This is a genomic window from Nonomuraea sp. NPDC005650 (genome assembly GCF_040605375.1).
In the GTDB taxonomy this organism is placed as follows: domain Bacteria; phylum Actinomycetota; class Actinomycetes; order Streptosporangiales; family Streptosporangiaceae; genus Nonomuraea.
The window spans coordinates 73,374-96,083 of sequence record NZ_JBEXCR010000046.1 but is presented as its reverse complement, the minus strand read 5'-3'; the positions used below and the strand labels follow the sequence as shown (position 1 = coordinate 96,083).

At 72.2% G+C, this 22,710-nt stretch carries 17 protein-coding genes; 7 read left to right on the top strand and 10 right to left on the bottom strand.

Translation table 11 applies throughout. The features are described from left to right. Nucleotide 1: 1 nt before the first annotated feature. The 4 genes from ABZS69_RS52775 to ABZS69_RS52760 are packed head-to-tail and all read right to left on the bottom strand — an operon-like array spanning nucleotide 2 to nucleotide 4,942. Complete coding sequence (locus ABZS69_RS52775; protein ID WP_355388435.1) at nucleotides 2-1,609, bottom strand: ABC transporter ATP-binding protein; 1,608 nt, start codon at nucleotides 1,607-1,609, stop codon at nucleotides 2-4. Next, nucleotides 1,606-2,406, bottom strand: a complete 801-nt coding sequence (locus ABZS69_RS52770) for an ABC transporter permease (RefSeq protein ID WP_355388432.1) — start codon at nucleotides 2,404-2,406, stop codon at nucleotides 1,606-1,608. The genes ABZS69_RS52775 and ABZS69_RS52770 overlap by 4 nt, the downstream gene beginning before the upstream one ends. Further along, a complete protein-coding gene (locus tag ABZS69_RS52765) occupies nucleotides 2,403-3,335 on the bottom strand; it encodes an ABC transporter permease (RefSeq protein ID WP_355388430.1) in 933 nt (310 codons plus the stop codon). Before ABZS69_RS52765 ends, ABZS69_RS52770 begins: the two co-directional genes overlap by 4 nt. Beyond that, on the bottom strand, nucleotides 3,332-4,942 hold the full coding sequence (locus ABZS69_RS52760) for an ABC transporter substrate-binding protein (protein WP_355388427.1): 1,611 nt from the start codon (nucleotides 4,940-4,942) through the stop codon (nucleotides 3,332-3,334). Before ABZS69_RS52760 ends, ABZS69_RS52765 begins: the two co-directional genes overlap by 4 nt. A 98-nt stretch (nucleotides 4,943-5,040) precedes the next feature. Here ABZS69_RS52760 and ABZS69_RS52755 point away from each other — a divergent pair, with 98 nt between their 5' ends. Continuing rightward, nucleotides 5,041-5,373, top strand: coding sequence for a putative quinol monooxygenase (locus ABZS69_RS52755; RefSeq protein WP_355388424.1), 333 nt, complete (start codon nucleotides 5,041-5,043; stop codon nucleotides 5,371-5,373). Here ABZS69_RS52755 and ABZS69_RS52750 read toward each other — a convergent pair. Further along, nucleotides 5,370-8,198: a beta-galactosidase gene (locus ABZS69_RS52750; protein ID WP_355388421.1), complete on the bottom strand. Its 2,829-nt coding sequence runs from the start codon at nucleotides 8,196-8,198 to the stop codon at nucleotides 5,370-5,372. The genes ABZS69_RS52755 and ABZS69_RS52750 overlap by 4 nt on opposite strands. Nucleotides 8,199-8,404: 206 nt before the next feature. Here ABZS69_RS52750 and ABZS69_RS52745 point away from each other — a divergent pair, with 206 nt between their 5' ends. Beyond that, complete coding sequence (locus ABZS69_RS52745) at nucleotides 8,405-10,390, top strand: glycosyl hydrolase family 28-related protein (protein WP_355388418.1); 1,986 nt, start codon at nucleotides 8,405-8,407, stop codon at nucleotides 10,388-10,390. Nucleotides 10,391-10,430: 40 nt separating this feature from the next. Here the strand turns inward: ABZS69_RS52745 and ABZS69_RS52740 are convergent, their stop codons facing one another. From ABZS69_RS52740 to ABZS69_RS52730, 3 genes are all read right to left on the bottom strand, one after another. Continuing rightward, nucleotides 10,431-11,306 carry a fumarylacetoacetate hydrolase family protein gene (locus tag ABZS69_RS52740; protein ID WP_355388415.1) on the bottom strand — a complete coding sequence of 292 codons (876 nt, stop codon included), beginning with the start codon at nucleotides 11,304-11,306 and terminating at the stop codon, nucleotides 10,431-10,433. Nucleotides 11,307-11,378: 72 nt separating this feature from the next. Continuing rightward, nucleotides 11,379-12,878, bottom strand: a complete 1,500-nt coding sequence (locus tag ABZS69_RS52735) for a multicopper oxidase domain-containing protein (RefSeq protein WP_355388412.1) — start codon at nucleotides 12,876-12,878, stop codon at nucleotides 11,379-11,381. Next, nucleotides 12,875-13,345, bottom strand: coding sequence for a hypothetical protein (locus ABZS69_RS52730; protein ID WP_355388409.1), 471 nt, complete (start codon nucleotides 13,343-13,345; stop codon nucleotides 12,875-12,877). Before ABZS69_RS52730 ends, ABZS69_RS52735 begins: the two co-directional genes overlap by 4 nt. Nucleotides 13,346-13,543: 198 nt before the next feature. Here ABZS69_RS52730 and ABZS69_RS52725 point away from each other — a divergent pair, with 198 nt between their 5' ends. After that, complete coding sequence (locus ABZS69_RS52725; protein ID WP_355388406.1) at nucleotides 13,544-14,662, top strand: sensor histidine kinase; 1,119 nt, start codon at nucleotides 13,544-13,546, stop codon at nucleotides 14,660-14,662. Continuing rightward, nucleotides 14,659-15,324 (top strand): response regulator transcription factor, encoded by a 666-nt coding sequence (locus tag ABZS69_RS52720; protein ID WP_355388403.1) that lies wholly within the window; start codon nucleotides 14,659-14,661, stop codon nucleotides 15,322-15,324. The genes ABZS69_RS52725 and ABZS69_RS52720 overlap by 4 nt, the downstream gene beginning before the upstream one ends. Nucleotides 15,325-15,556: 232 nt before the next feature. Here the strand turns inward: ABZS69_RS52720 and ABZS69_RS52715 are convergent, their stop codons facing one another. Next, nucleotides 15,557-16,747: an Ig-like domain-containing protein gene (locus ABZS69_RS52715; protein ID WP_355388400.1), complete on the bottom strand. Its 1,191-nt coding sequence runs from the start codon at nucleotides 16,745-16,747 to the stop codon at nucleotides 15,557-15,559. Between the two features lie 390 nt (nucleotides 16,748-17,137). On the opposite strand from ABZS69_RS52715, the gene ABZS69_RS52710 reads away from it, so the two are divergent. Next, nucleotides 17,138-17,758, top strand: a complete 621-nt coding sequence (locus ABZS69_RS52710) for a hypothetical protein (RefSeq protein WP_355388397.1) — start codon at nucleotides 17,138-17,140, stop codon at nucleotides 17,756-17,758. 68 nt (nucleotides 17,759-17,826) lie between these two features. After that, nucleotides 17,827-19,341 carry a ubiquinol-cytochrome c reductase cytochrome b subunit gene (locus ABZS69_RS52705; RefSeq protein ID WP_355388394.1) on the top strand — a complete coding sequence of 505 codons (1,515 nt, stop codon included), beginning with the start codon at nucleotides 17,827-17,829 and terminating at the stop codon, nucleotides 19,339-19,341. A gap of 242 nt (nucleotides 19,342-19,583) precedes the next feature. Here the strand turns inward: ABZS69_RS52705 and ABZS69_RS52700 are convergent, their stop codons facing one another. Then, entirely contained in the window at nucleotides 19,584-21,200 is a 1,617-nt protein-coding gene (locus ABZS69_RS52700; protein WP_355388391.1) for an IS200/IS605 family accessory protein TnpB-related protein, read from the bottom strand. A 416-nt stretch (nucleotides 21,201-21,616) separates the two neighbouring features. Between ABZS69_RS52700 and ABZS69_RS52695 the strand changes: the two genes are divergently transcribed. Beyond that, nucleotides 21,617-22,561 carry a polysaccharide deacetylase family protein gene (locus ABZS69_RS52695; protein WP_355388388.1) on the top strand — a complete coding sequence of 315 codons (945 nt, stop codon included), beginning with the start codon at nucleotides 21,617-21,619 and terminating at the stop codon, nucleotides 22,559-22,561. Nucleotides 22,562-22,710: the final 149 nt, after the last annotated feature.

The window sequence follows — 22,710 nt, the reverse complement described above, 5'->3', positions numbered from 1 at the left end:
TTCAGGAAAGCCGTGGAACCGCCGCGACGAGTTCCCGTGTGTACGGGTGCCGGGGCCGGGTGAACACCTCTGTCACCTCGCCCTCCTCGACCACCCGGCCGTCCTTCATGACCAGGACCCGGTCGCTGACGTGGTGCACCACGCCGAGGTCATGGCTGATGAACAGCATGGCGGTACCGTACTCGGCCTGGATGTCGGCGAGCAGGTCCAGCACCTGGGCCTGGATCGAGACGTCGAGCGCGGACACCGGCTCGTCGCAGACCAGCACGTCGGGGCGGGGGCCGAGGGCTCTGGCGATGGCGACGCGCTGGCGCTGGCCGCCCGACAGCTCCCGCGGGTGGCGGCCGGCGACGCCGGGCGGCAGGCCGACGCGTTCGAGCAGGTCGAGCACCCGCGCCCGGCGTTCGGCCCCGGGCAGGTCGAGCGGCTCGGCGACCAGGCGGCCGACGGTGTGGCGGGGGTCGAAGGAGTCGAGCGGGTTCTGGGAGATGAGCTGGATCCTGCGGCGGAGCGGGCGGCGTCTGCGCTCGGGCACGCGGCTCCACTCGCGGCCGTGCAGGGTGACCCGGCCCGCGTCGGGTTCGAGCAGGCCGAGGGCGATCCGGGCCAGGGTCGTCTTGCCCGAGCCCGACTCGCCGACGACGCCGAGCGTCTCTCCCTCGCACAGGGTGAACGAGACGTCGTCGACCACCCGGCGCGGCCCGTACGACCTGGACAGCCCGGTGCCGGCGAGCACGCGCGCCGACGGGTTCGGCGTGCGCCGCGGCGCCGGCGAGCCCGGTCGCGCGGCCGAGAGGCGGGTGCCGCGGGAGGCGGCCGACGGGACGGCGGCCAGCAGCGAGCGGGTGTAGTCGTGCGAAGGCGCCGACAGCACGCTCGCGGTGGGGCCCTCCTCGACGACGCGGCCCTCCTTCATGACGAGGACGCGGTCGGCGATCGAGGCGACGACCGCCAGGTCGTGGCTGATCAGCAGCAGGGCGCAGCCGGCGGCCCGGCGTTCGGCCAGCAGGCGCAGGATCTGGGCCTGCACGGTGACGTCGAGCGCGGTGGTCGGCTCGTCGGCGATGATCAGCTCGGGCCCGGCCGCGACGGCCGAGGCGATCAGCACCCGCTGCCGCAGCCCGCCGGAGAGCTGGTGCGGGTGCTGCCCGACGCGCAGCGGCGGATCGGGCACGCCGACCGCGCCGAGCAGTTCGAGCGTCCTGTCGCGGCGCCGCGATCTCGGGACGACGTCGTGCACGGCCAGCACCTCGCCGATCTCGGCTCCGACGGTCCGCAGCGGGTCGAGGGAGACCAGCGCGTCCTGCAGCACCAGCCCGGCGAACCGGCCGCGCAACCGGCGCCACTGGGCCGGCCCGAAGCCGAGCGCGTCCCGGCCGCCGACGCTGAACGCGGACGCCCGCACGGTGGCGCCCGGCCCGGCCAGGCCGAGCAGCGTGCGGGCCGTGACGCTCTTGCCCGATCCGGACTCGCCGACGACGGCCACGCACTCGCCCGGGGCGAGGGACAAGGAGACGCCGCGTACGACCTCGGTGCCGCCGAAGCTCACGCGCAGGTCCTCCACGGCGACGAGGGTGGCGGTCGTGGGCGGGGAGGCGTAGGTCGTCATGGGGTTCTCCCCTCGAAGCGGCGCTGGAGACGGCGGCCGACGACGGTGAGGCTGACCACGGTCAGCGTGATGGCGACGCCCGGGAACAGCGCCTCCCACCAGGCGACCCGCAGGTAGTTGCGGGCCTCGGAGAGCATCGCGCCCCATTCGGCGGCCGGGGGCTGCGGGCCCATGCCGAGGAAACTGAGCCCGGAGGCGGCGATGACGGCCTGGCCGAGCCCGATGGTGGCCAGGACGGGGATCGGCCCGAGCACGTTCGGCAGCACGTGCCCGGCCGTGATCGCGGCCCTGGACCGGCCGAACGTGACGGCCTGCTCCACGTATCCGGCGTGGCGCACCACGAAGGTCTGGGCGCGGACGACGCGGGCGTAGTTGGGGACCTGGGCGACCGCGATGGCGAAGATGACGTTGCCCGTGCCGGGCCCGGTGATCGCGATGACGAGCAGCGCGAGCAGCAGCTCAGGAAGGGTGGACAGCACGTCGAACGACCTGGCCAGCGCCTCGTCCAGCCACTTCGGCGACAGCCCGGCGGCCAGGCCGAGCAGCACCCCGGCGGTCACCGCCAGGGCGGTCGCGGTGACCCCGATGCCGATCGAGTGGCGGGCCCCGTACACCACCCTGGACAGCACGTCGCGGCCGAGGTGGTCGCTGCCGAACCAGTGCGTGCCGCCGGGCGGCGCGAGCGCGCTCACCGGGTCGGCCGCCAGCGGGTCCACGCCGGTCAGCAGCCAGGGGGCGGCCACCGCCAGCGCCAGCAGGACGAGGAACGCCGCGGGCGCGAGCCGCGGAAAGCTCACGGCCGGCCTCCGATCCGGGGGTCGATGGCGCGGTAGGCCAGGTCGAGGAGCGTGCTGACGGTCACGTACACGATGGCCGACAGCAGGACGACGGCCATCACCACCGGCATGTCCCGGCCCGTGACGGCCTGCATCGCCACCTGCCCGAGCCCCGGCCGGCCGAAGAGCACCTCGGTGATGACGGTCCCGCCGAGCAGCGTGCCGGTGAACCAGCCGGCCAGCGTCACGGCGGGGATCAGCGCGTGCCGGAGCGCGTGCCTGGCCACCAGCCGCGATTCGCTCAGCCCGCGGGCCCTGGCCGTGACGGCGAACGGCTGCTCCAGCGCCCGCTCCAGGCCGCCGCGCAGCACCTGCCCGAGCACGCCCGCGATCGGCAGGCCCAGCGCGAGCGCGGGCAGCACGAGCGCCTGCGGCCCGGACGCCCCCGACACGGGGAACCACCCGAGCGTGAACGAGAACACCGCCAGCAGCACCAGCCCGATCAGAAACGGCGGCACCGACACCGAGACCAGCTCGGCCGCCGAGGCCGCGCCGCGCAGCCACCGGCCCCGCCCCGCGGTCACGACGGCGATCACCCCGGCGAGCGACACCCCGATCCCGGCGGCCGCCAGCGTGAGTTGCAGGGTCGAGCCCACCTGGGTGGACAGGATGTCGCCGACGCCGAGCTGAAGCTGGTACGAGCGGCCGAGGTCGCCGTGGAGCAGCCGCCACAGGTAGGACAGGTACTGGACGATCTCCGGCCGGTCGAGCCCCCATTCGGCGACGATCCGCGCCCGGATCTCGGGGGTGTCGGCGCCGTCGCCGACCAGGATGTCGATGGTGTCGCCCGGTGCGAGCAGCAGCGCGGCGTACGAGGCGGTGGCCGCCGCCCACAGCACCGCGAGCGCGGTGAGCAGGCGGCCTGCGACGTTCCTCGCCCAGGTGGTCACGTGCCGATCCGGACGTCGTACGCGCCGCGCGGCGTGCCGGAGCCGGCCTCGAAGCCCAGGCCCTGCACGCTCTTCTGGGCCGCGATCTGGTCGGCGGGCACGTAGATCGGGAACACGATCGCCTTGTCCTTCACCACGGCCTGCTGCACCTTGGCGTACAGCTCCTTGCGCTCGTCCAGGGAGGCGGAGGCCGCGGCCGCGCCCAGCCACTTCTCCACGTCGGGGGCCGAGAAGCCGGTGCGGTTGATCGGCCCCTTGCGCGGCAGGATCAGGTTGAGCGCGGCGCCCGCGTCGGCGTCGCCGCGGGAGTTCTCGAAGATCTCGTACTGCCCCTCGGTGTAGGCCTGCTGCGCCGTGCCCTGGTCCACGATCCTGACCTGGAAGTCGATCCCGGCGCTCTGCTTGACCTGCGCCTGGATGGCCTGGGCGAGGATGTCGCGGCGGTCGCGGACGAACGGCGCGGCGGCGACGGAGCGCACGGTGAGCCGCTTGCCGTCCTTGACCCGGTAGCCCTGGGCGTCGCGCTGCTTCCAGCCGGCGGCGTCGAGCAGGGCGTTGGCCTTGGCCGGGTTCCCGCCGAAGGTGCCCTCCAGCGAGGCGTCGTAGAACGGCCCGCCCTTGGTGACGACGCTCCACGCCCTGGTGGCGGTGCCCTGGTAGACGGACTTCAGCACCGCGTCCACGTCCACGGCCTCCCGGAACGCCTCCCGTACGCGCTGGTCGTCGAAGGGGGCGTGGGTGGTGTTGAAGTAGTAGGAGAAGGAGGTGCCCGAGTTGAGCGCGGTCTGGTACGTCAGACCCGGGTCCTGCTTGATCATGGCGGCGTCGGTGGCCGGGACGCCCTCGATGACCTGCACCTGCCCCGAGGTGAGCGCGCCGACGCGCACGGCCGCCTCCGGCAGGAACCGGTACGTGATCCGCGAGAGGTAGGCCGGCCCCTGGTGCCCGGCCCCGGCGGGCGGCCACTTGTAGTCCGGGTTGCGCCGGTAGCGGATCTCCTGGCCCCGCACGTACGACTCCAGGATGAACGGCCCGGTGCCGACCAGGTCGGGCCCGCCGAACTTGAGGTCCTTGGCCGCCTTCAGCGACTTCGGCGAGACCTGCCCCGCGAGGGGCGAGGCGAGGAAGTCGAGGAAGAGCGCGTCCGGCTCCTTCAGCGTGATCTCGATGGTGGTCGGCGACCTCACCTCGGCCCTGGCGAAGGACTTGAGCTGGATGGTGGCGATGGCGGGGTTGTAGCCGGGCACCAGGAACTGCTCCAGGTTCGCCTTGACCGCCGCCGCGTCGAATTTCGTGCCGTCGTGGAACGTCACGTCGTCGCGCAGTTCCAGGGTGTAGGTCAGACCGTCGTCCGACACCTTCCACGACCTGGCCAGCCACGGCTGGAACGTGCCGTCCCGCTGTCGCGACAGCAGCGCGTCGAACTGGTTGAACACGAGCAGCCTGACCTTGTTCTGGCCCCATTGCTGGGGGTTCAAGGTGAGTGGCTGGGTCTCGATGGCCCAGGTCAGGGAGGTCTCCTGAGCTTGACCGCCGGGCTGCTGCGAGCCGCAGGCGGTCAGGGAGACGACGAGGACGAGGGGGGCGATGCCCTTGAGCCGCTTCACACACGCTCCTTTCCTAGCCAAACGGTAGGTAATACATGAATGCCTGTCAACGCCCTCTCGATAGGGTTGATCCACCCGCAGCCGAAGGAGCCAGCCCGATGATCTTCATTACCGCGAAGTTCCGCATCCTGCCCGAGCACGCCGACCGCTGGCCGGAGATCGCCGCCGAGTTCACCGAGGCGACCAGGGCCGAGCCGGGCTGCCTGTGGTTCGACTGGTCGCGCAGCATCGCCGACCCGGCCGAGTACGTCCTGGTGGAGGCGTTCCGCGACGGCGAGGCCGGGGCGGCGCACGTCCAGTCGGCCCACTTCAAGCAGGCCCAGCAGACGCTGCCGCCCTACCTCGCCGAGACGCCGCGCATCGTGAACGCCACCGTCCCGCAGGACGACTGGTCCCTGCTCGGCGAGCTGGCCGTGCCGGAGCGCGACTAGCGGGCGGTGCGGACGTTCCCGTAGGCGAACAGGCTGATCGGGCCGGGGCCCGTCGCCGCCTGCTCGGCGGTGACGGCCAGGGCGATCGTGTTGGTCCCGTGCTCGGCCAGGAGCCCGGCGGGGAGCACGAAGTCGCGCTGCGGGCCGATGTCGCCGCCGTACTGGCCGACGTTCCAGCCGTTGAGGAAGATCTGCACGCGGTAGGCGGGCGACGGGTCGCCGCCGAAGCGGAGCCCGAGCGGCACGTCCTGGCCCTCGGGGAGGTCGAGGCGGAACGCGGTCCTGAGCCAGGTGACGCCGGGGGTCAGCTCAGCCGTCGCCGTGTTCCAGGATTTATCGGGAAAAGTCGGCAGGTGCCAGCCGGTGCGCTCCCCGTACAGGCCGCCGTTGTTGAGCGGGCCGCGCAGCGGGTCCGCGCCCGGTGAGCCCTGGATGCGCCACGAGATCGGGGTGCCGCCGCCCACAGCTGCGGCCACCAGGCCGCGTGGCTGCTTGAAGCGCAGGTCGTCGGCGATCCAGTCGTCGTTGTGGCCCATGTTGGCGACGAGGACGGAGATCACGTTGTCCGCGCCCGGCTTGAGCACGCCCGCCGGGATGCCGAAGTGGCCGGGGCCCGGGTCGGGGTTGGGCGGCGTCGACTGGTCGCCGGAGTCCGCCTCCACGCCTCCGGCGGCCGAGCCGAGGTAGCGGCCGTTCAGCCAGACCAGGTAGTTGCCGCGCAGGCCGGTGACGGCGTTCAGGTCGATCCCGGTCTCGGATCCGGCGGCGGTGAAGTGGCCCCGGTACCAGACGTTGCCGTAGTGGTAGCCGTAGTCGTCGGCGTACAGGACGGGCAGGGTCTTCGGCGGGTGCGGGCTGACGGTCGTGGTGTGGTCGGCGGCGGTCCAGCGGGAGTCGTCGAAGCCGGGCGCCGCCTCCGGGGCCTCGGCGCGGGAGCGCCACGCGGTCAGCTCGGGCAGGCGGACCGCGTCGGGGGCGCGGGTGGCGCCCAGGAGCGAGCCGCTCGGGGTGCGGGTGACGCGTACGTCCTCCGCGCCGATCCGCAGCCGCCGCGCCGCGGGCGGCGCGAACACCTCGACCGGCCCGCCCGCGGTGTCCGCCGCCAGCCGCACGGTGTCGCCGCTCGCCGAGGCCGAGCGGACCAGCTCGGTGCCGCGGACGAGCACCGGCCCCGAGCCCGTCTCCGCCCGCCAGAATCCGGCCACCGCCTCGTCCGTGCCGAGCAGGAGCAGCAGCGGCCGCCGCCCGCCGCCCGTGACCAGCACCCGGGCGAGCCCGTCGTGGGTGTAGTCGAGGCGCAGGTCGCCCCCGGTGTACGCGGCCCGCACGTCCCCTTCCAGGACCTTGACCACCGGGCGCGAGCCGTAGCGCAGGATCGTGGCGCCGGGCGAGCCCGCCGTGCCGTACAGGACGGCGACGTCACGGCCGCCGACGAGGGCGTGGGTCATGATCTCGGACGTGGACAGGACCAGGCGCTGGCCGCCCAGGTCGTACCCGGCGACCAGGACGTGCGCGTCGCGCCCCTTGACCCGCACGGGCACCCGGTGGCGGCCGTCGGGGGCGGCCCAGTCGAGGGTGGCGTCGTCCGTGCCGGTGGCGGCCCTGTCGGCATGTCTCACCAGGACGAACTGGGTGCCGGTGTCCGGGTTCGCGCGGGCCGTCGTGGTGAGGGCGGGGTTGTCCGACGCGGCCGGGGAGGTCGCGGGGTCGGTCTTGGCCAGCGGCGTGACGGACTCCAGGAAGTAGCCCTGGCGCTTGAACTCGTCGTACTTGGGGGTGAGCCGCCGGGCCTCGGTGATGGCGGCGCCGTAGTCGTAGGAGGTGTAGACGTCGTTGGGCTGGGCCAGCCAGCCCCAGTTCGTGCCGCCGTAGCCCATGTAGTACGAGAACATCGTCGCCCCGGCCGTGACCAGGTTGTTCTTGTAGAAGTACTTCATGAAGGCCGGGCCCGTCAGGTCGCGGCACTTGTCATACCCGGCGTTGCCCAGGTCGATCGCGCCCGCCTGGTACTCGGCGGCGAACACCGGGATGTCGTCGCGCAGCCGCTCGGTCAGCCCTTCGCCCCAGGGCCCCCAGACGTCGGGGCTGCCGCACTCGAACGACTGCGGGTAGTCGTCCACCCCCGGGATCTGCACCGCCCCGGGGCCGGTCGCCCACGTCGAGCTCCAGCTCCCGGCGTCGCAGCAGTCGTTGGTGGTGATCGGCACGTCGATGCCGTCCGCCCGCGCCTGGTCCTGGATGTCCTGCATGTACGCGGCGTCGGTGTTGACCTGGTACTCGTTCTCGGCGTTGTAGAGGATGACCGGGCCGCCGTCGGTGACCTGGTGCCGGGCGATGATCGGATTGATCCGGTGCAGCCACTCGCGGTAGGCGGCCTGGTAGCCGGGCGCGCTGCTGCGGGCCCGGCCCGGCACGGTCTTCACCCAGGCGGGCAGGCCGCCGCCGGTGCTCTCGGCGTTGATGTACGGCCCGGGGCGGGCGATCACGTACAGTCCGGCCTGCCGGGCGGTCCGCAGGAGGCGGTCCACGTCGCGCACGCCGGTGAAGTCGTACACGCCGGGCTTCGGCGAGTGGTACGCCCACGAGAAGTAGATCGAGACCGCGTTGAACCCGGCCGCCTTGAACTTCTCCAGCACGTCCCGCCACAGCCCTGGGCTCGGCAGGCGGAAGTAGTGGAACTCGGCCGCCTGGAGGATGAGCCGCTCGCCGTCCACCTTCAGCGAGTACCTGTCGTAGGTGACCTCGCGCGGGGCCGCGCCGGCGCCCGCGGGCGCTCCCAGCAGGACGCAGAGCAGGACCAGGAACACCGCGATCGAGCGCCTCATGGTCGCCTTCCCGAGGTCGGCTGCGGACCTCTTTAATTTGGCGACCATCCAAACAAAAGTCAACAGATCCGGCCTGCGGGGCTCCCGCAATGGAACGCAAGTTCACGCAAGAAATCAGCAGACTGACGAAACTACTTAACAACATCTTGTGGATCGGTGACCTGGGGCCTACTGTCGCCTCACCCCCCGAGAGAAACGAGCACCGGATGCCACGCACAGTCCTGGCTGTCTTATGCGCGGCCGCGATGGCCCTCGGCATCGCCCCGGCCCATGCCTCCTCCCCCCAGGCTCCCGTCGTGACGCGGGCGGCCCTCGACCCGGCGCTCGTCGCGGGCCGGGGCGCCGCCGTGGACTTCCTGGAGCAGGAGGCGGAGAACGCCGTCACGAACGGCACGGTCATCGGCCCCGACCGGAGCGCGTACACGCTGCCCGCGGAGGCGTCGGGGCGGAAGGCGGTGCGGCTGGAGCCGGGGCAGCACGTGGAGTTCACGCTGCCGGGCGCGGCCAACGCGATCACCGTCCGCTACAGCATCCCCGACGCGCCCGGCGGGGGCGGCATCACCGCGCCGCTCGACGTCACGGTCAACGGCAAGGGCCGCCGGACCATGACGCTGACGTCCCAGTACGCGTGGCTGTACAACCAGTACCCGTTCTCCAACGACCCCGGCGCCGGCCTGCTGCACCCCGACTGGTGGATCACCGAGTGCTCGTGCGTGCCCAGCGCCACGACGCCGCCCCCGTCGATCGCGAAGCCGTTCCGCCCGAACCACTTCTACGACGAGCAGCGACTGCTGCTCGGCCGCACGTACCGCGCGGGCGATCGGATACGTCTGACTGTCCCCGCGGGGAGCGCGGCCGCGTGGACGGTCATCGACCTGCTGGACTCCCAGCTCGTGGGGCCGCCGCGGGTGAGGTTCGCGGCGGCCGACGTGCTGGTGTTCGGAGCGGACCCGTCCGGGCGGCGCGAGTCGTCGGACGCGTTCGACCGGGCCATCGCCTTCGCCAAGCGCAAGCGGCTGGAGGTGTACGTCCCGCCGGGCACGTACCAGGTGAACCGGCACATCATCGTGGACGACGTGACGATCACGGGCGCGGGGAGCTGGTACACGATCATCAAGGGCCACGAGGTCGCGCTCGCGAGCCCGGCGCCGGACGGCTCGGTGCACACCGGTGTCGGCTTCTACGGCAAGCCGGGCGGCAGCAGGAACGTGCACCTGTCGGGGTTCGCCATCGAGGGGGACGTGCGGGAGCGCGTCGACACCGACCAGGTGAACGGGATCGGCGGTGCGATGAGCGACTCCACCATCGACGGCCTGCACCTCCGGCACACCAAGGTCGGCATGTGGTTCGACGGGCCGATGACGAACCTGCGGATCACGAACAGCGTGGTCGTCGACCAGATCGCCGACGCCGTGAACTTCCACACCGGCGTCACCGGGTCTGTCGTGTCGAACACCTTCATCCGCAACACCGGCGACGACGCGCTGGCGATGTGGTCGGAGAAGAGCGCCGACAGCGGCAACACGTTCGACCGCAACACCGTCCAGACGCCCGTGCTCGCGAACGGCATCGCCGTCTACGGCGGCAGGGACAACACGATCTCGAACAACCTCGTGGCCGACCCGGTCAGGGAGGGCAGCGCCATCCAGGTCGGCTCCCGCTTCGGCGCCGAGCCGTTCACCGGCCGGCTGCTGATCAACGGCAACACCACGGTCAGGTCCGGGACGTACGAGCTGAACTGGAACATCGGGCTCGGGGCCATCTGGTTCTACGCGCTGGAGAGAGACATCTCCGCGGACGTCCAGGTGGTCGGCAACCATTTCCTGGACAACACGTACAACGCGATCATGCTGGTGAGCGAGTGGTCGGTGAAGGACCTGTACTCGATCACGAACGTGCACTTCAAGGACATCCGGGTCGACGGGACCGGGACGTCGGTGGTGAGCGCGCGGGCGAAGGGGGCGGCGACGTTCGAGAACGTGGACGCGCGGAACGTGGGCGCGGTGGGGGTGAACAACTGCGGCTCGTTCGGCTTCCCGCCCACGGGCTCGGAGTTCTCCCTGACCGATCTCGGCGGGAACGACGGCGGCGGCGCGGCGGGGCCCTGGCTGGCACCGTGGCTCCTGCCGAACACCATCACCTGCGACGACCGTCCGCCGGTCGTGGCGCCCGCGCCCCCGTCCCCCTGGTGACCGGCCCGGCCGGGCGGGGGCGCCCCGCCCGGCCGCGGGCTCACGCGGGGCTGCGCATGGGCTCCAGGCCCCTGACCACGGTGGTCGTCAGGATGCCGACCTCGGCGATGCCGATCGTCACCACGTCGCCGTCCTGCAGCGTGAACGGCAGGTCGGGCACCAGGCTGGTGCCGGTGGCCAGGACGGCGCCGTCGGGGAAGGAGTCGGCGCGGAACAGGTAGCCCGCCAGCTCGTCGAGGCGCCGGTGCAGGCCCGACGTGGACGCCTTGCCGTCCCACACCGTCTCGCCGCCCCGGCCGATCGTGAGCGTGATGTCCAGCGCGTACGGGTCGGACACCTCCCACACCGGCCTGATCGCCGGGCCCACCGCGCACGCGCCCAGGTAGATCTTGGCCTGTGGCAGGTACAGCGGGTTGACGCCCTCGATGGTGCGCGAGCTCACGTCGTCGACCACCGTGTAACCGGCGATCTCACCGGCCGCGTTCAGCACCAGGCCGAGCTCCGGCTCCGGCACGTCGATCTCCGAGTCCGACCGCACCGAGATACGCCCGCCGTCGCCCGAGACCTTCCAGGCCACCGACTTGAAGAACAGCTCGGGGCGCTCGGCGTCGTAGACCAGCTCGTACACGTCGGCGGCGCGCTCGCTCTCCAGCACCCGCGCCTCGCGCGAGCGCCGGTACGTCACGCCCGCCGCCCAGACCTCCATCAGCCCGTCCACCGGCGCCAGCCGCCGCACGGACGCGGACGGGTGCCCTGGCCCGTCGGCACCCGCCAGCCGCTCGCGCAGCCCCTCGACCGGGAGCCGCAGCAACTCGGCCACGGTGGTGACACCGGCCAGTTCCACCACCTGCTCGCCATCGTCGACGCCGACCGCGGGCGCGTCGGTCAGGGGGCTGACGAACCGTACGATGTGCATGCCTGCTCCTCATTCTCATCAGACGAGTCTCATGAGAGTCTTCCCTACCCGGCCGGGCCGATTTCTGGCGGGTCAGATCACCTCGAAGTCGGCCATCATCGCCATGTCCTCGTGCTCCAGGTTGTGGCAGTGGAGCATGTACCGGCCGCGGTAGCCCTCGAAGCGGGCGAGCACGTCCACCACCTCGTACGGTCGCACGTCCACGGTGTCCTTCCATCCCGCGTCCGCGGTGGCGGGGGCCCGGCCGTTCCTGGCCAGCACCAGGAAGTGGGCCAGGTGGACGTGCACGGGGTGGTGGAAGTCGCTGGACAGCCGCCAGACCTCGGCCGTGCCGAGCCGGGGGCGGGCCAGCGGGACGCCGGGCCGGTAGGGGTGGCCGTTGATCGTCCAGGCCCGCTCCGATCTGCGGAAGTCGAACCTGCGGGTGGTCACGGGCGCCACGCGTCCGGGCGGGCGGGACAGGACGGCCGGTACGGAGCTGTCGTCGGCGGCCCGGCGGGCGACGACGAACCGCATGACGTTCCCGGCGGGCCCGCCGGCGAGGGTGTTGACGAGGGTGACCGTGCTGCCGACGGGGTAGGCGGAGAAGTCCACCACCACGTCGTGGCGCTCACCCGGCGCCATCGGGAGCTCGTCGTGCGCGACGGGCGCGGCCAGCAGGCCGGAGTCGCTCCCGATCTGCGTGAACCGGCCGCCCGGCGCGAGCCGGAGCCGGTAGCGGCGCGCGTTCGAGGCGTTCAGCAGCCGCAGCCGGTAGCGGGTGGCCGTCACCTCGGCCACCGGCCAGGGCGCCCCGTTGACGAGGATCACGTCTCCCTCGACGCCCTCCATGTAGTCGCCGTCGACCGCGGCGGGCATGTGGCCGCCCATGCCCATACGGTCGCCGCCGACCGCGGCGGGCGCGTGGCCGCCCATGCCCATGTGCCCGCCGGCGGGCGGGCTCGGGTAGCGGAAGGAGCCGTCCTCGTCGAACGCCCGGTCGCAGATCATCAGCGGCAGCTCCCGCTCCCCCTTCGGCAGCGGCAGCGCGTCCTCCTCCTCGTCGCGCACCAGCACCATCCCGGCCAGCCCCCGCCACACCTGCGGCCCCGTGAAGTCCATCCGGTGGTCGTGGTACCAGAGCGTGGCGGCCCGCTGCTCCAGCGGGTAGTCGTAGTCCTTCGCCCCGCCGCCGGGCGCCACGAGGTCGGTCGGGTAGCCGTCGGAGCCGGGCGGGGTGACGCCGCCGTGCAGGTGGGTGGAGGTGGGCACGCCCAGCTCGTTGCGCACGCCGACCGTGACGCGGCTGCCGCGCCGCAGGTCGAATGTGGGCCCCGGGAAGGTCCCGCCGTAGCCCCAGACCTCGGTGGTCGTGCCGGGGACGATCTCGATCCTGGCGGCCCGCTGCGTCACCTCGTAGCGGCCTGGGCGTACCGGGCGGGCGACCTCGGGGATCGGCAGCGGCACGGTGAACGGCCGGGGCAGCGTCAGCCGGCTGCGCAGCAGCTCGCCCGAGATCTCGGCGCACCCGGCGGCGGCCAGCCCGGCCCCGCCCAGCACCCCGAGGAAGCCCCGCCTGGTCAGGGCGCTCATGCGGCGCTCGGGCGGTTCGCGTGGGCGTCGCGTGAGAGCTTGGCGCCGGCGCCGCGTGAGAGCTTCGTGCCGGCGCCGCGGCGGCGGAACGCGCGCCAGGTCCAGGCGGTGAAGACGGCCGACAGTCCGAAGATCGCCATGCCGATCGGGAAGTGCAGCGCCAGCACCCGCGACTGCCCCAGCGCCACCTGGGCCGTCTCCAGCGCCACCAGCCCCAGACTGGCCAGCGCGGGCCCGCCCGGCCCCCGTCCCGGCCGCCACAGCAGGACGGCGGCGACGAGCTGCAGGTAGAGCAGGACGTGCGTGAACCCGGCGTTGTTCTGGTGCCAGGCCAGCAGGTCGACGTCGCCGGTGACGAACAGCCCGGCCAGCGCGGCCTGCCCGAGCACCCCGGCCAGGTGCGCGGTGGCGAGCACCCGCAGCGACCAGACGATCCAGCCGGGCGGGGCGGAGGGTGATGCGGTCATGCAGGGAATGCTCCAGGCAGGCCCCCCGGCGCCGCGTCCCACGTGGGAGGGCTTCCCCGCGTACGCCCCGCGGAGTACGCCGCCCGTCCCGGACCGGAAACGTACGACTGTGGGATGACATCGGGCCTGCACCGGGCCCTCGAAAAGTACAACCGGAGGCCGACGACCGGCCCCGGCCGGGTCGCCTACCTTGTCAGCATGGACACCCGGACAACGGACGCGCTCGTCGCGGCGGGCACGATGGCCGCGATCACCGGAGGCACGTACGCGAACCTCTCGTGGACCGGCCCGTTGGAGCGCCCCCTCGACCCGGCGGGCCTGACGCTGATCGTGGTCGCGTCGCTGACGCTGGCCTTCCGGCGCACCACGCCGCTGGCCGCGGGCCTGGTCGCGGCGGCTTCCGGGGTCGTCTACTACGCGCTGCACTATCCGGGGGTGTTCGCCTCGGCGCCCGCGCTGGCCTCGATCTACACGCTGGCCGCGCTCGGCCGCCGCAGGGCGGCGATCTGGCTGTCGCTGGCACTGGCCGTGGGGGTGTACGGGCTCATGGCGATCGCCGAGGAGGATCCGCCCACGGGAGACTGGATGGGGCTGCTGAGCGGGTGGCTCGTGGCCATGGTGGTGATCGGCGAGCTGACCGCGCATCGCCGCGCCTACCTGCTGGCCGTGGAGCAGCGGGCGGAGGAGGCCGAGCGCACCCGCGAGGAGGCGGCGCTGCGCCGGGCCGGTGAGGAGCGGCTGTGGATCGCGCAGGAGCTGCACGACTCGCTCACCCACAGCATCTCCGTGGTCAACGTCCAGGTGGCGGTGGCCATGCAACTGCTGGAGCGCGACCCGGCGCGGGTCAGGGACGCGCTGGCCGCGATCAAGGAGTCGGGGCACGAGGCGATGAGCGAGCTGCGGGCCACGCTGGGCGTGCTGCGCCAGAGCGAGCCGGAGGAGGCGGGGCTGTCCAGGCTGCCGCGCCTGGTGTCCAGGGCCGAGGGCGCGGGGCTGCGGGTGGCGCACACCGTGGCCGGCACGCCGTACGCCCTGCCGCCCGAGGTGGACCGGGCCGCGTACCGCATCGCCCAGGAGGCGCTGACCAACGTGCTGCGCCACGCGGGCGCCGCCGCGGTCACGCTCGCGGTCGAATACGATCCGTCGAAGATCGTGCTGCGGGTGGAGAACGACGGCGAGGCGGGCACCGCCGGGCCGGGGATGGGGTTGATCGGGATGCGCGAGCGCGCGGTCGCCATCGGCGGCTCGCTCACCGCGGGCCCCCGCGAGGGCGGCTTCGCGGTCCGCGCCGAGCTGCCCGTCCGGGTGCCGGCGTGATCAGGGTTCTGCTGGCGGACGACCAGCCGCTGATCCGCGCGGGTTTCCGGGCGCTGCTGGAGCTCACCGACGACATCACCGTGGTCGGCGAGGCGGCTGACGGCGCGCAGGCCGTGGAGCTGGCCCGGCGCCTGCTCCCGGACGTGGCGCTGCTCGACGTGCGCATGCCGCTGCTCGACGGCATCCAGGCCACCCGCAGGATCGGCGCCGCCCCCGACCTCGACGGCGTCCGCGTGGTGATCCTCACGAACTACGCGCTAGACGAGTACGTCTTCGCCGCGCTCCGGGCCGGCGCCAGCGGCTTCCTGCTCAAGGACATCGAGCCCGGCGACCTGCTGCAGTCGGTGCGGGTGGCCGCCCGCGGCGACGCGCTCCTGTCGCCCTCGGTGACCCGCCGCCTGATCGAGGAGTACGTCAGCACCCCGCCCCGCCCCACTCCCGCGCCCGGCCTCGAACGGCTGACCGACCGCGAGCGCGAGATCGTGACACTGGTCGCCAGGGGCATGTCCAACGAGGAGATCGCCGGGCACCTGGTGATCAGCGGCGCCACCGCCAAGACCCACGTGAGCAGGTCGATGACCAAGCTCGGCGTGCGCGACAGAGCTCAGCTGGTCGTCGTCGCGTACGAGTCCGGCCTGGTGGTCCCCGGGACGGGCGCCTAGATCGTCAGCAGAAACTCGTAGACGTTGAGCAGCCATACCAGCAGCCACAGGGCCACGGCGGGAAGCCGGGCCATCCCCCGTCCGATTCCGTCATTTGGCACGCAGTATCACGACGTCCTTCCGTCGACGGCGATGACATCCCCAGTCTGCGTCCCCGGGGGGTGAGCGCGCAGTTCGACGGAGACCATGCCCGGCCTGGATGGTGCCATAACCGGGTGAACCCGGGCGATGTCTAGCCGTTGACCGACTTGCCCAGGGCGCTGCCCGCCAGCCAGTCGTCCCACGACTTCACCCACGGCGTCGGACCGTTGCCGAACCGCAGCTTCCGCGAGGTCCCCGTGACCTCGATGATGTCCCCGCGCTGGGTGAACCGGTAGAACCACTTGGCGTTGGCCGGGCTGGCGTTCACGCAGCCGTGGCTGACGTTGCGGCTGCCCTGATCACCGGTCGACCAGGGCGCGGAGTGGAAGAACGTGCCGCTGTAGGTCATCCGGACGTTCCAGTGGGTGGTGGTGCGATATTCGCCCGGCTTGCCGATGGTGGCCGAGTCCATGAGGGTCGACGCGGCCTTCTCCTGGGCGATCATGGTGCCGGACCAGCTGTCGTCCCCGGGCTTGCCCAGGCTGACCGGGATGGTCTTGACGACCTGGCCGTTCTTCCGCACGACCGCCTCGTGGGTCTTGTTGCTGATCTCGGTGATGTGCTCGTCGCCGACGGTGAACGTCAGGCTGCGGTCCTTGGTGCCCCACACGTCCTGCCCCGCCCGCAGGCCGGCCAGGTGCGCGACCACCGTGACCTTCTCCCCGGTCGGCCAGTACTCGCGCGGCCTGAACTGGACCTCCCGGTCGCTCACCCAGCTCCACGCGCCCTCGACCGGCTTGGACATCCGCACCTCGAGCGACTTCTCGACCGCGGCCCGGTCCTGCTGGGTGGTCACCGGCCGCGACAGCAGGAGCTGGACGGGCATGCCGACGCCGACCTTCTCGCCGTCCAGCGGCGCCATGCCGCTCTCCAGCGTCCGCTTCGGCTTGATCGTGGTGAACGTGGCCCGTGCCGTGACGGGCTTGCCGTCCGTGCCGGTCGCCTGCGCGCTGACCGTGTACGCCGTCGAGGGCCGCAACGGCCACTTGGGGTGCCACGTGCCGTCCGCGCCCAGGGTCCCGCTGACCTCATGCCCCTTGGCGTCGGCGACGGTCAGCTTGGTGAGCTTGCCGTCGGTGGCCTTGGCGCTGACCCCGGCGTCCGGGGCCACCTTCTTCGTGCCGTTCGCCGGGGTGATCGCCAGCTTGGCCACCGGGCCCGGCTCCTGCGACTTGCCGGGCGCACCCGGACCGCCGCCCGAGCCGCCGCCCGAGCTGCAGCCGGCGGCCATGAGCACGGCCACCGTGAAGGTGCCGACGAGTACGGTCCGGCCATTCCGCATTACTGACGCCTCCCACCCGGACAAATCAGGACATTTCACACTAGACGGCTTTTCAATGATCCGGTGCACTTATGCCCTGAACGTCCCGGGGCATGCGACACCCGGTCGCGCATTGACCGGTCCTGTGAGATCGGATTAACATCCGCCTCGCTGCGCCCGAAATTTCCCACTAACTGCGAAAATTTCAGTCGGCCTCGCCCCCGCCGTCGGCTCGTGATCTGCGCAGGACGTCGGACGGCGTGGACCGCGCCGCGACAGCCGCCCGGCGGCGGCAGCCCGCGGGCGGATCATGCTGGACACCGGCGGTGTGCTGCCCCGCTGTCCGGGCCCGTCGGCGAGCCGCCGCGTGTGAGATTGCCGCGCCGTCCGCCCCGGACAATCATGGGGCGGATGGACTACTACCTGATCTCCGGCCCCGGCGGAATCCTGGTGGAGGAGTTCGTCCTCCAGGACGACCACACCGCCACGGGCATCGACAGCGCCGTGTGGAGCCCGGAGCACGGCAGGTGGTCCGCGGCCCCCGAGCTGAGCCGCGCGCTGCGCTCCGACGCCGGGCTCCGCGCGCTGGTGAGCCCGGTGGACCGGCGCTCGGCGGCGGAGGCGTACGCGCGGCTCGGCGGGGGCGAGCTGCCCGGGGAGGAGCGGCTGCGCGGGCTCTTCCGGGAGCGCCAGCCCCTGCCCGCGGCGGCGCCGCTCGACCTGGGCTCGTCCCCGGACGCGCGCCGCTACCGCATCCTGTTCGCCGGCGACCTCGACGCGGACGGGCTGGCGGGCGCCCGCGCGGCCCTGCGCCTGGAGCCCGCCGACGACCCGCGCGTGGCGGGCCGGGCGTCCGGCGAGGGGATCACATGGGAGCTGCGCAGGATCGGCGCGGGCATCGCGTGGTGCGTGGACGTGACCGTACGGCTCGGGAGCGACCCGGCCGGCGTGCTCGGCGCGCTGCTGGACCACCACCGGCAGGCCGTCCGCGAGCAGGGCCTGATTCCGGTCACCGTCGAACGATTCGCCTGATTGTCACATTTTCCAGCTCTATTCCGTCTTGTCTGTGACGTACCCATCCAGTCATAGACGGGGTGACTATGAAGGTCAGCTCACTGGCCCAGGCTCTCGACGAACGGCTCGGCGGTGCCGGTTTCCTGAAGAAGGCGATGCGGAAGGTCTTTCCCGATCACTGGACCTTCCTGCTGGGCGAGATCGCGCTGTACGCGTTCGTGGTCATCCTGATCACGGGCGTCTTCCTCACGTTCTTCTTCAAACCGACCATGGAGGAAGTGGTCTACGACGGCGTCTACGTGCCGCTGCACGGGGTCGAGATGAGCCAGGCGTACGCCTCCACGCTGGACATCAGCTTCGAGGTGCGCGGCGGCCTGCTGATGCGGCAGATGCACCACTGGGCCACACTCGTCTTCCTCGGCGCCATCGTCATCCATCTGCTGCGCAACTTCTTCACCGGCGCCTTCCGCAAGCCGCGCGACCTGAACTGGCTGATCGGCGTGGCCCTGTTCGGGCTGGTGATGCTCAACGGATTGTTCGGATATTCGCTCCCCGACGACCTGCTGTCCGGCGCAGGGCTGCGCATCCTGCACGGGGTCACGGTCTCGGTGCCACTGGTGGGCACGTACCTGGCGATGTTCCTGTTCGGCGGCGAGTTCCCCGGCGAGGACATCATCTCCCGGCTGTTCAGCCTCCACGTGCTGCTGATCCCCGGGCTGCTGCTCGTGCTGCTGCCGCTGCACGCGGTGGTGCTCACGTGGCGGCAGACGCACACCCAGTTCAGGGCCAAGGGGCTGAACGACCGGGTGGTCCGGGGCGCGCCGTTCTTCCCGGCGTTCCTGGCCAAGACGACGGTGTTCTTCCTGTGGGTGTTCGCGGTGGTGGCGGCGCTGGCCACGGTGTTCCAGATCAACCCCATCTGGCTGTACGGCCCGTACGCGCCCAGCACGGTCAGCGCGGGCTCTCAGCCCGACTGGTACATGGGCTTCCTCGAAGGCGCGCTGCGGATCATGCCGCCGTGGGAGTTCGCGGTCTTCGGGCACACGGTGACCATGAGCGTGCTGATCCCGGCCCTGGGGGCGCCCGGGCTGCTGTTCACCGTGCTGGCCCTGTACCCGTTCCTGGAGCGGTGGGTCACCCGGGACCACGCGATCCACCATCTGCTGGACCGGCCGCGCGAGGCGCCGACGCGGGTGGGGCTCGGGGTCGCGGGGATCGTCTACTACGGCGTGCTCTGGCTGGCCGGCGGCAACGACCTGCTCTCCTCGACCTTCCACATCTCGCTGTACGCGACCACGTGGATCTTCCGGGTCCTGGTGGTGGCCGGGCCGGTGCTGGGGTTCGTGATCGCCCGGCGGATCTGCCTCGGGCTGCTGTCGCGTGACCGGCACACGGTGGCGCACGGCGTGGAGACCGGCGTGATCGTGCGCGGCGCGGACGGCGCGTTCACCGAGATCGAGCGGCCGGTGACGGACGAGGAGTCCGCGGTGCTCGTACCGGCCGCGCGGCCCGCCCTCCCGGTGGCGGCGGCGAACGGCGACGTACCTCCGCCGGCCCGCCGCCGGGTCCGCGACGCCGTCGAGCGCTCCTGGTCCCGCTGACTCGTCACGCCTGCCCGCCGTCACGGGACCGTGACGGCGGGGACCGCGACCGGGCCGAGGAGCGGGTCGAGCACGTCCGCCTGGGACCGGCCCGCCGGTGACGGTTGTCGCGTCCGTGATCACCTGGAACCTGCGCAGGTCGGAACGTCCAGCCGCACGTTCAGCCGGTGCCCGGCGGGCTAGAACCGGATGCGTGCCACCACGGCGTCGCGGTCGGGATCAGGCTCCCCTTCAGACCGTTCCTACGGACTGAGCATTAGTTGCACGTGCTCAGCCGAACGCTCCGAACGGTGTTGAGCGTTCTGGTCGCCCGCATTCGCGCCGCGTCCGGGCGGCACGGATCGTGTCCGTGGTCCGGGGATGCGGGGGCGGGGTCCCTCACGCCCGAGGGGTTCCGTTCCGGCCTGGACGGTCCGATGCCCCTGCCCATCACTCCGGTGAGCAGGGGGCGGTGCCGTCCGACGCCGGATCGGATGCCCTTGGGCACGTCTGCCGATCGCCACGGCGGCTGCGTCGTGGCGAGTGGTGGTGCGGGTCTTGCTGGTCAGCGGGGCCTGCCAGTGCTGGGCGCCCCACCGGGAGGTGTAGGCCGGGTCGACAGCGATGATCGCTATCCCGCTCTGGTCGGCCATCGAGACCAACCGGGCCCGCAGCCTGCCCGTGGGCATGCCGGAAATGAGCTGGCGGAAGCGTTTGCGGCGGCCGTGCTTCTCCCTGGTCTTCTCGGTCTGAAAGTCGAGGTCTTCGATGGCGATGGCGTGCACAGCACAGGTGCGTGCCCAGTGCAGCAGCCGGGTCAGCGCGTGGCGGATCTGGGCGTCGCGGTGCTCGGCGTTGCCGGACAGGTCATAGGTGAAGCGGCGAGGGTTGCCGATGGGGTTGCCGTGGGTGTCCAGGCGCCAGGCGGCCAGGTGGTCGGCGTTGGTGTCCACGCCGATCACTCCTGCGGCGAGTGCAGCCGACAGGGGCACGGCCGGGGCTGCAGGAATCTGCCAGGAGGCGGTGATGTACCAGCGTCCGCGTTGCGTGTCCAGGTGGATGCGGTAGGCCACGGCCCGGTTGGCCTCAACCCGATCGGCCCATTCGCTGCGCCGGTGGGCGAAGGCCACCCGGCAGGCCAGTACGTAGCGGCCGTGCGGCGCGTTCGCATGGTGCGCCAGCGGCGCGGGCAGCCGGATCGACACCTGACCGTCGGGGGTGATGCGGATGGTCTCGTTGCCGTAGCGTTTGCCGGACTCGCCGTCGGCGGTCAGAAACCACCGCTCAGCCTCCCACCTCTGCCGCCACTCGGCCTCGGTGAGTCCGGCGGCCTCCAGATGGTGCCGGGCACGGGCGAGCCGTTTGCCGCCCCGCACCACACGCACCCGCCCGGCCTGCTGGTCGGCCTTCCTGCGGGCGAGCCGGTCGGTCAGCACGCCCAGACGGCGGGCCTTGGCGAACCACTCCCGTGCCGAGCGGTAGCCGCCCGGAGCCTTGCGAGTGCCCTTCTTCCCCACGGGCAGCGACAGCCGACGGGTGATCGCACTGACGGCGGCTTCAAGATCGCGGATGTGATCAGCCTGGCCGCGGCGGGCCAGCGCCCACTGATCATGGGACGCTTTGGTGATGGCCCCGGCCCAGCGCGACGACGACTGCACGGTCCACTCGCGCTTGCGTGCCCCCCAGGCGCCAGCGCAGTGCCCCAGCCCGTCGGCGCACCTGGTTTTCAGATCGGCCGAGGCCAGCGCGCCCAGATGCGCGCCAACCAGTCGCAACAGCTCATCGTCTACAGGGGTGAGGCGCTTGAGCCGGTCACGGACCGCGACACCAGACGGGCCGGGCGCGACGAAGGCGGGGGCGATCGCGCGTAGCTCAGCCATGCTGGAAGGCCTGCAGTGTGATGACAGCACGGTCGGTGACCGACGGGCGGGTGGGGGCACGCCGCACTGCCGATGCCGTTGGACAGCGGTCGAGCGGGCACGCTCGCATGATGGGCACTCTCCCCTCTCACAGCTTTGACGTTACGTGACCATTAGGATACCAAGAGTTGACCCGGCTGGATAGAACACGCGTGCGATAAGCGCCAGGGGATACCATCGCGCAATGTAGCCACCCAGCCCCGCGCGGCTGTCAAGCACAGCTGGTCGGGTCGGCCGGGCCAGGGGTTCGTCATCTGGAAAGCGGTCTCCGGCGAACCAGGTGCGGGCGACGGTTGTCGTACTCAGTGGAATGATCCCCGGCGCGGGATCGCCACCCATGGGGAGACGCGCCGGGGGCGGTGCACGAGGGGGGATCGATGGACATCGGCACGAGGCCGCGCCTGCCCTTCCTGGGCGGGGCGAGGCGGGGGACGGCCGGGACGGTCGCCACGGCGGCGCTGGTGGCGATGACCTGCGGCGCGAGCACGCTCGTCGCGCCCTCGCACGCCGCCCACGCGGCCCCACCTGCGGGCGCGGCGTTGGACACGGCTTCGAGCGCGGTTTCGGGCGCGGTTTCTGGCGCGGCTTCTGGCGCGGCGTTGAGCACGGCTTCGGGCGCGGCTCTGGACACGGCGGCGGCCGGGGCGTTGGGTGCGGCGGCGTTCGCCGCACCCGGTGACACGGGCGGGGCCACCCGGGCCCGGCCCCGCGTCGACTGCCGCCACGTCAAGTGCGTGGCGCTCACGTTCGACGACGGCCCCGGCCCCTACACGGACACGCTGCTCGCCTACCTGGCCGCGTACCGCGCCCGCGCCACGTTCTTCGTCGTGGGCAGCAACGTCGTGACCTACCCCCGCGTGCTGCGCCGCACCGTCGCGGCCGGGCACGAGATCGGCAACCACACCTGGTCCCACCCCGACCTGAGGCGGCTGTCGCCCGCCAGGGTGCGTTCCCAGCTGGTCCGCACCGACCAGGCGATCCAGGCGGCCACGGGCGTCGTGCCCAGGCTCGTCCGCCCGCCGTACGGGGCGTTCAACCGCACCGTGCGCCGCCAGACCGCCCGCCCGCTGGTGCTGTGGAGCGTGGACACCGTCGACTGGCGCTACCGCAACAGCGCCACGGTGGCCCGCCGGGCGCTCAGGTGGGTGCGGCCCGGCAGCGTCATCCTGTTCCACGACATCCACCCCACGACGGTGCGGGCCATCCCGCGCGTGCTGCGGACCCTGGCCAAGCGCGGCTACCGGTTCGTCACCGTCAGCGAGCTGTTCGGCGGCCACCCGCCGCGCGTCGTCTTCAGCGCCGCCCCGCCTGAGCTGCCCTGATCAAATTTCCGGCCAAGTGTGAACTCCTCTCGCGTCCGCCGCGTATCTCCAGGTGTGAGCGGTGATCGCGCTCGACCGCCGAGAGAAAGGACGCGTCACCGGCAGCAGGGACACCGCGCGGGCCGGCCGGGCTGCCGGCCCGCGTGGGC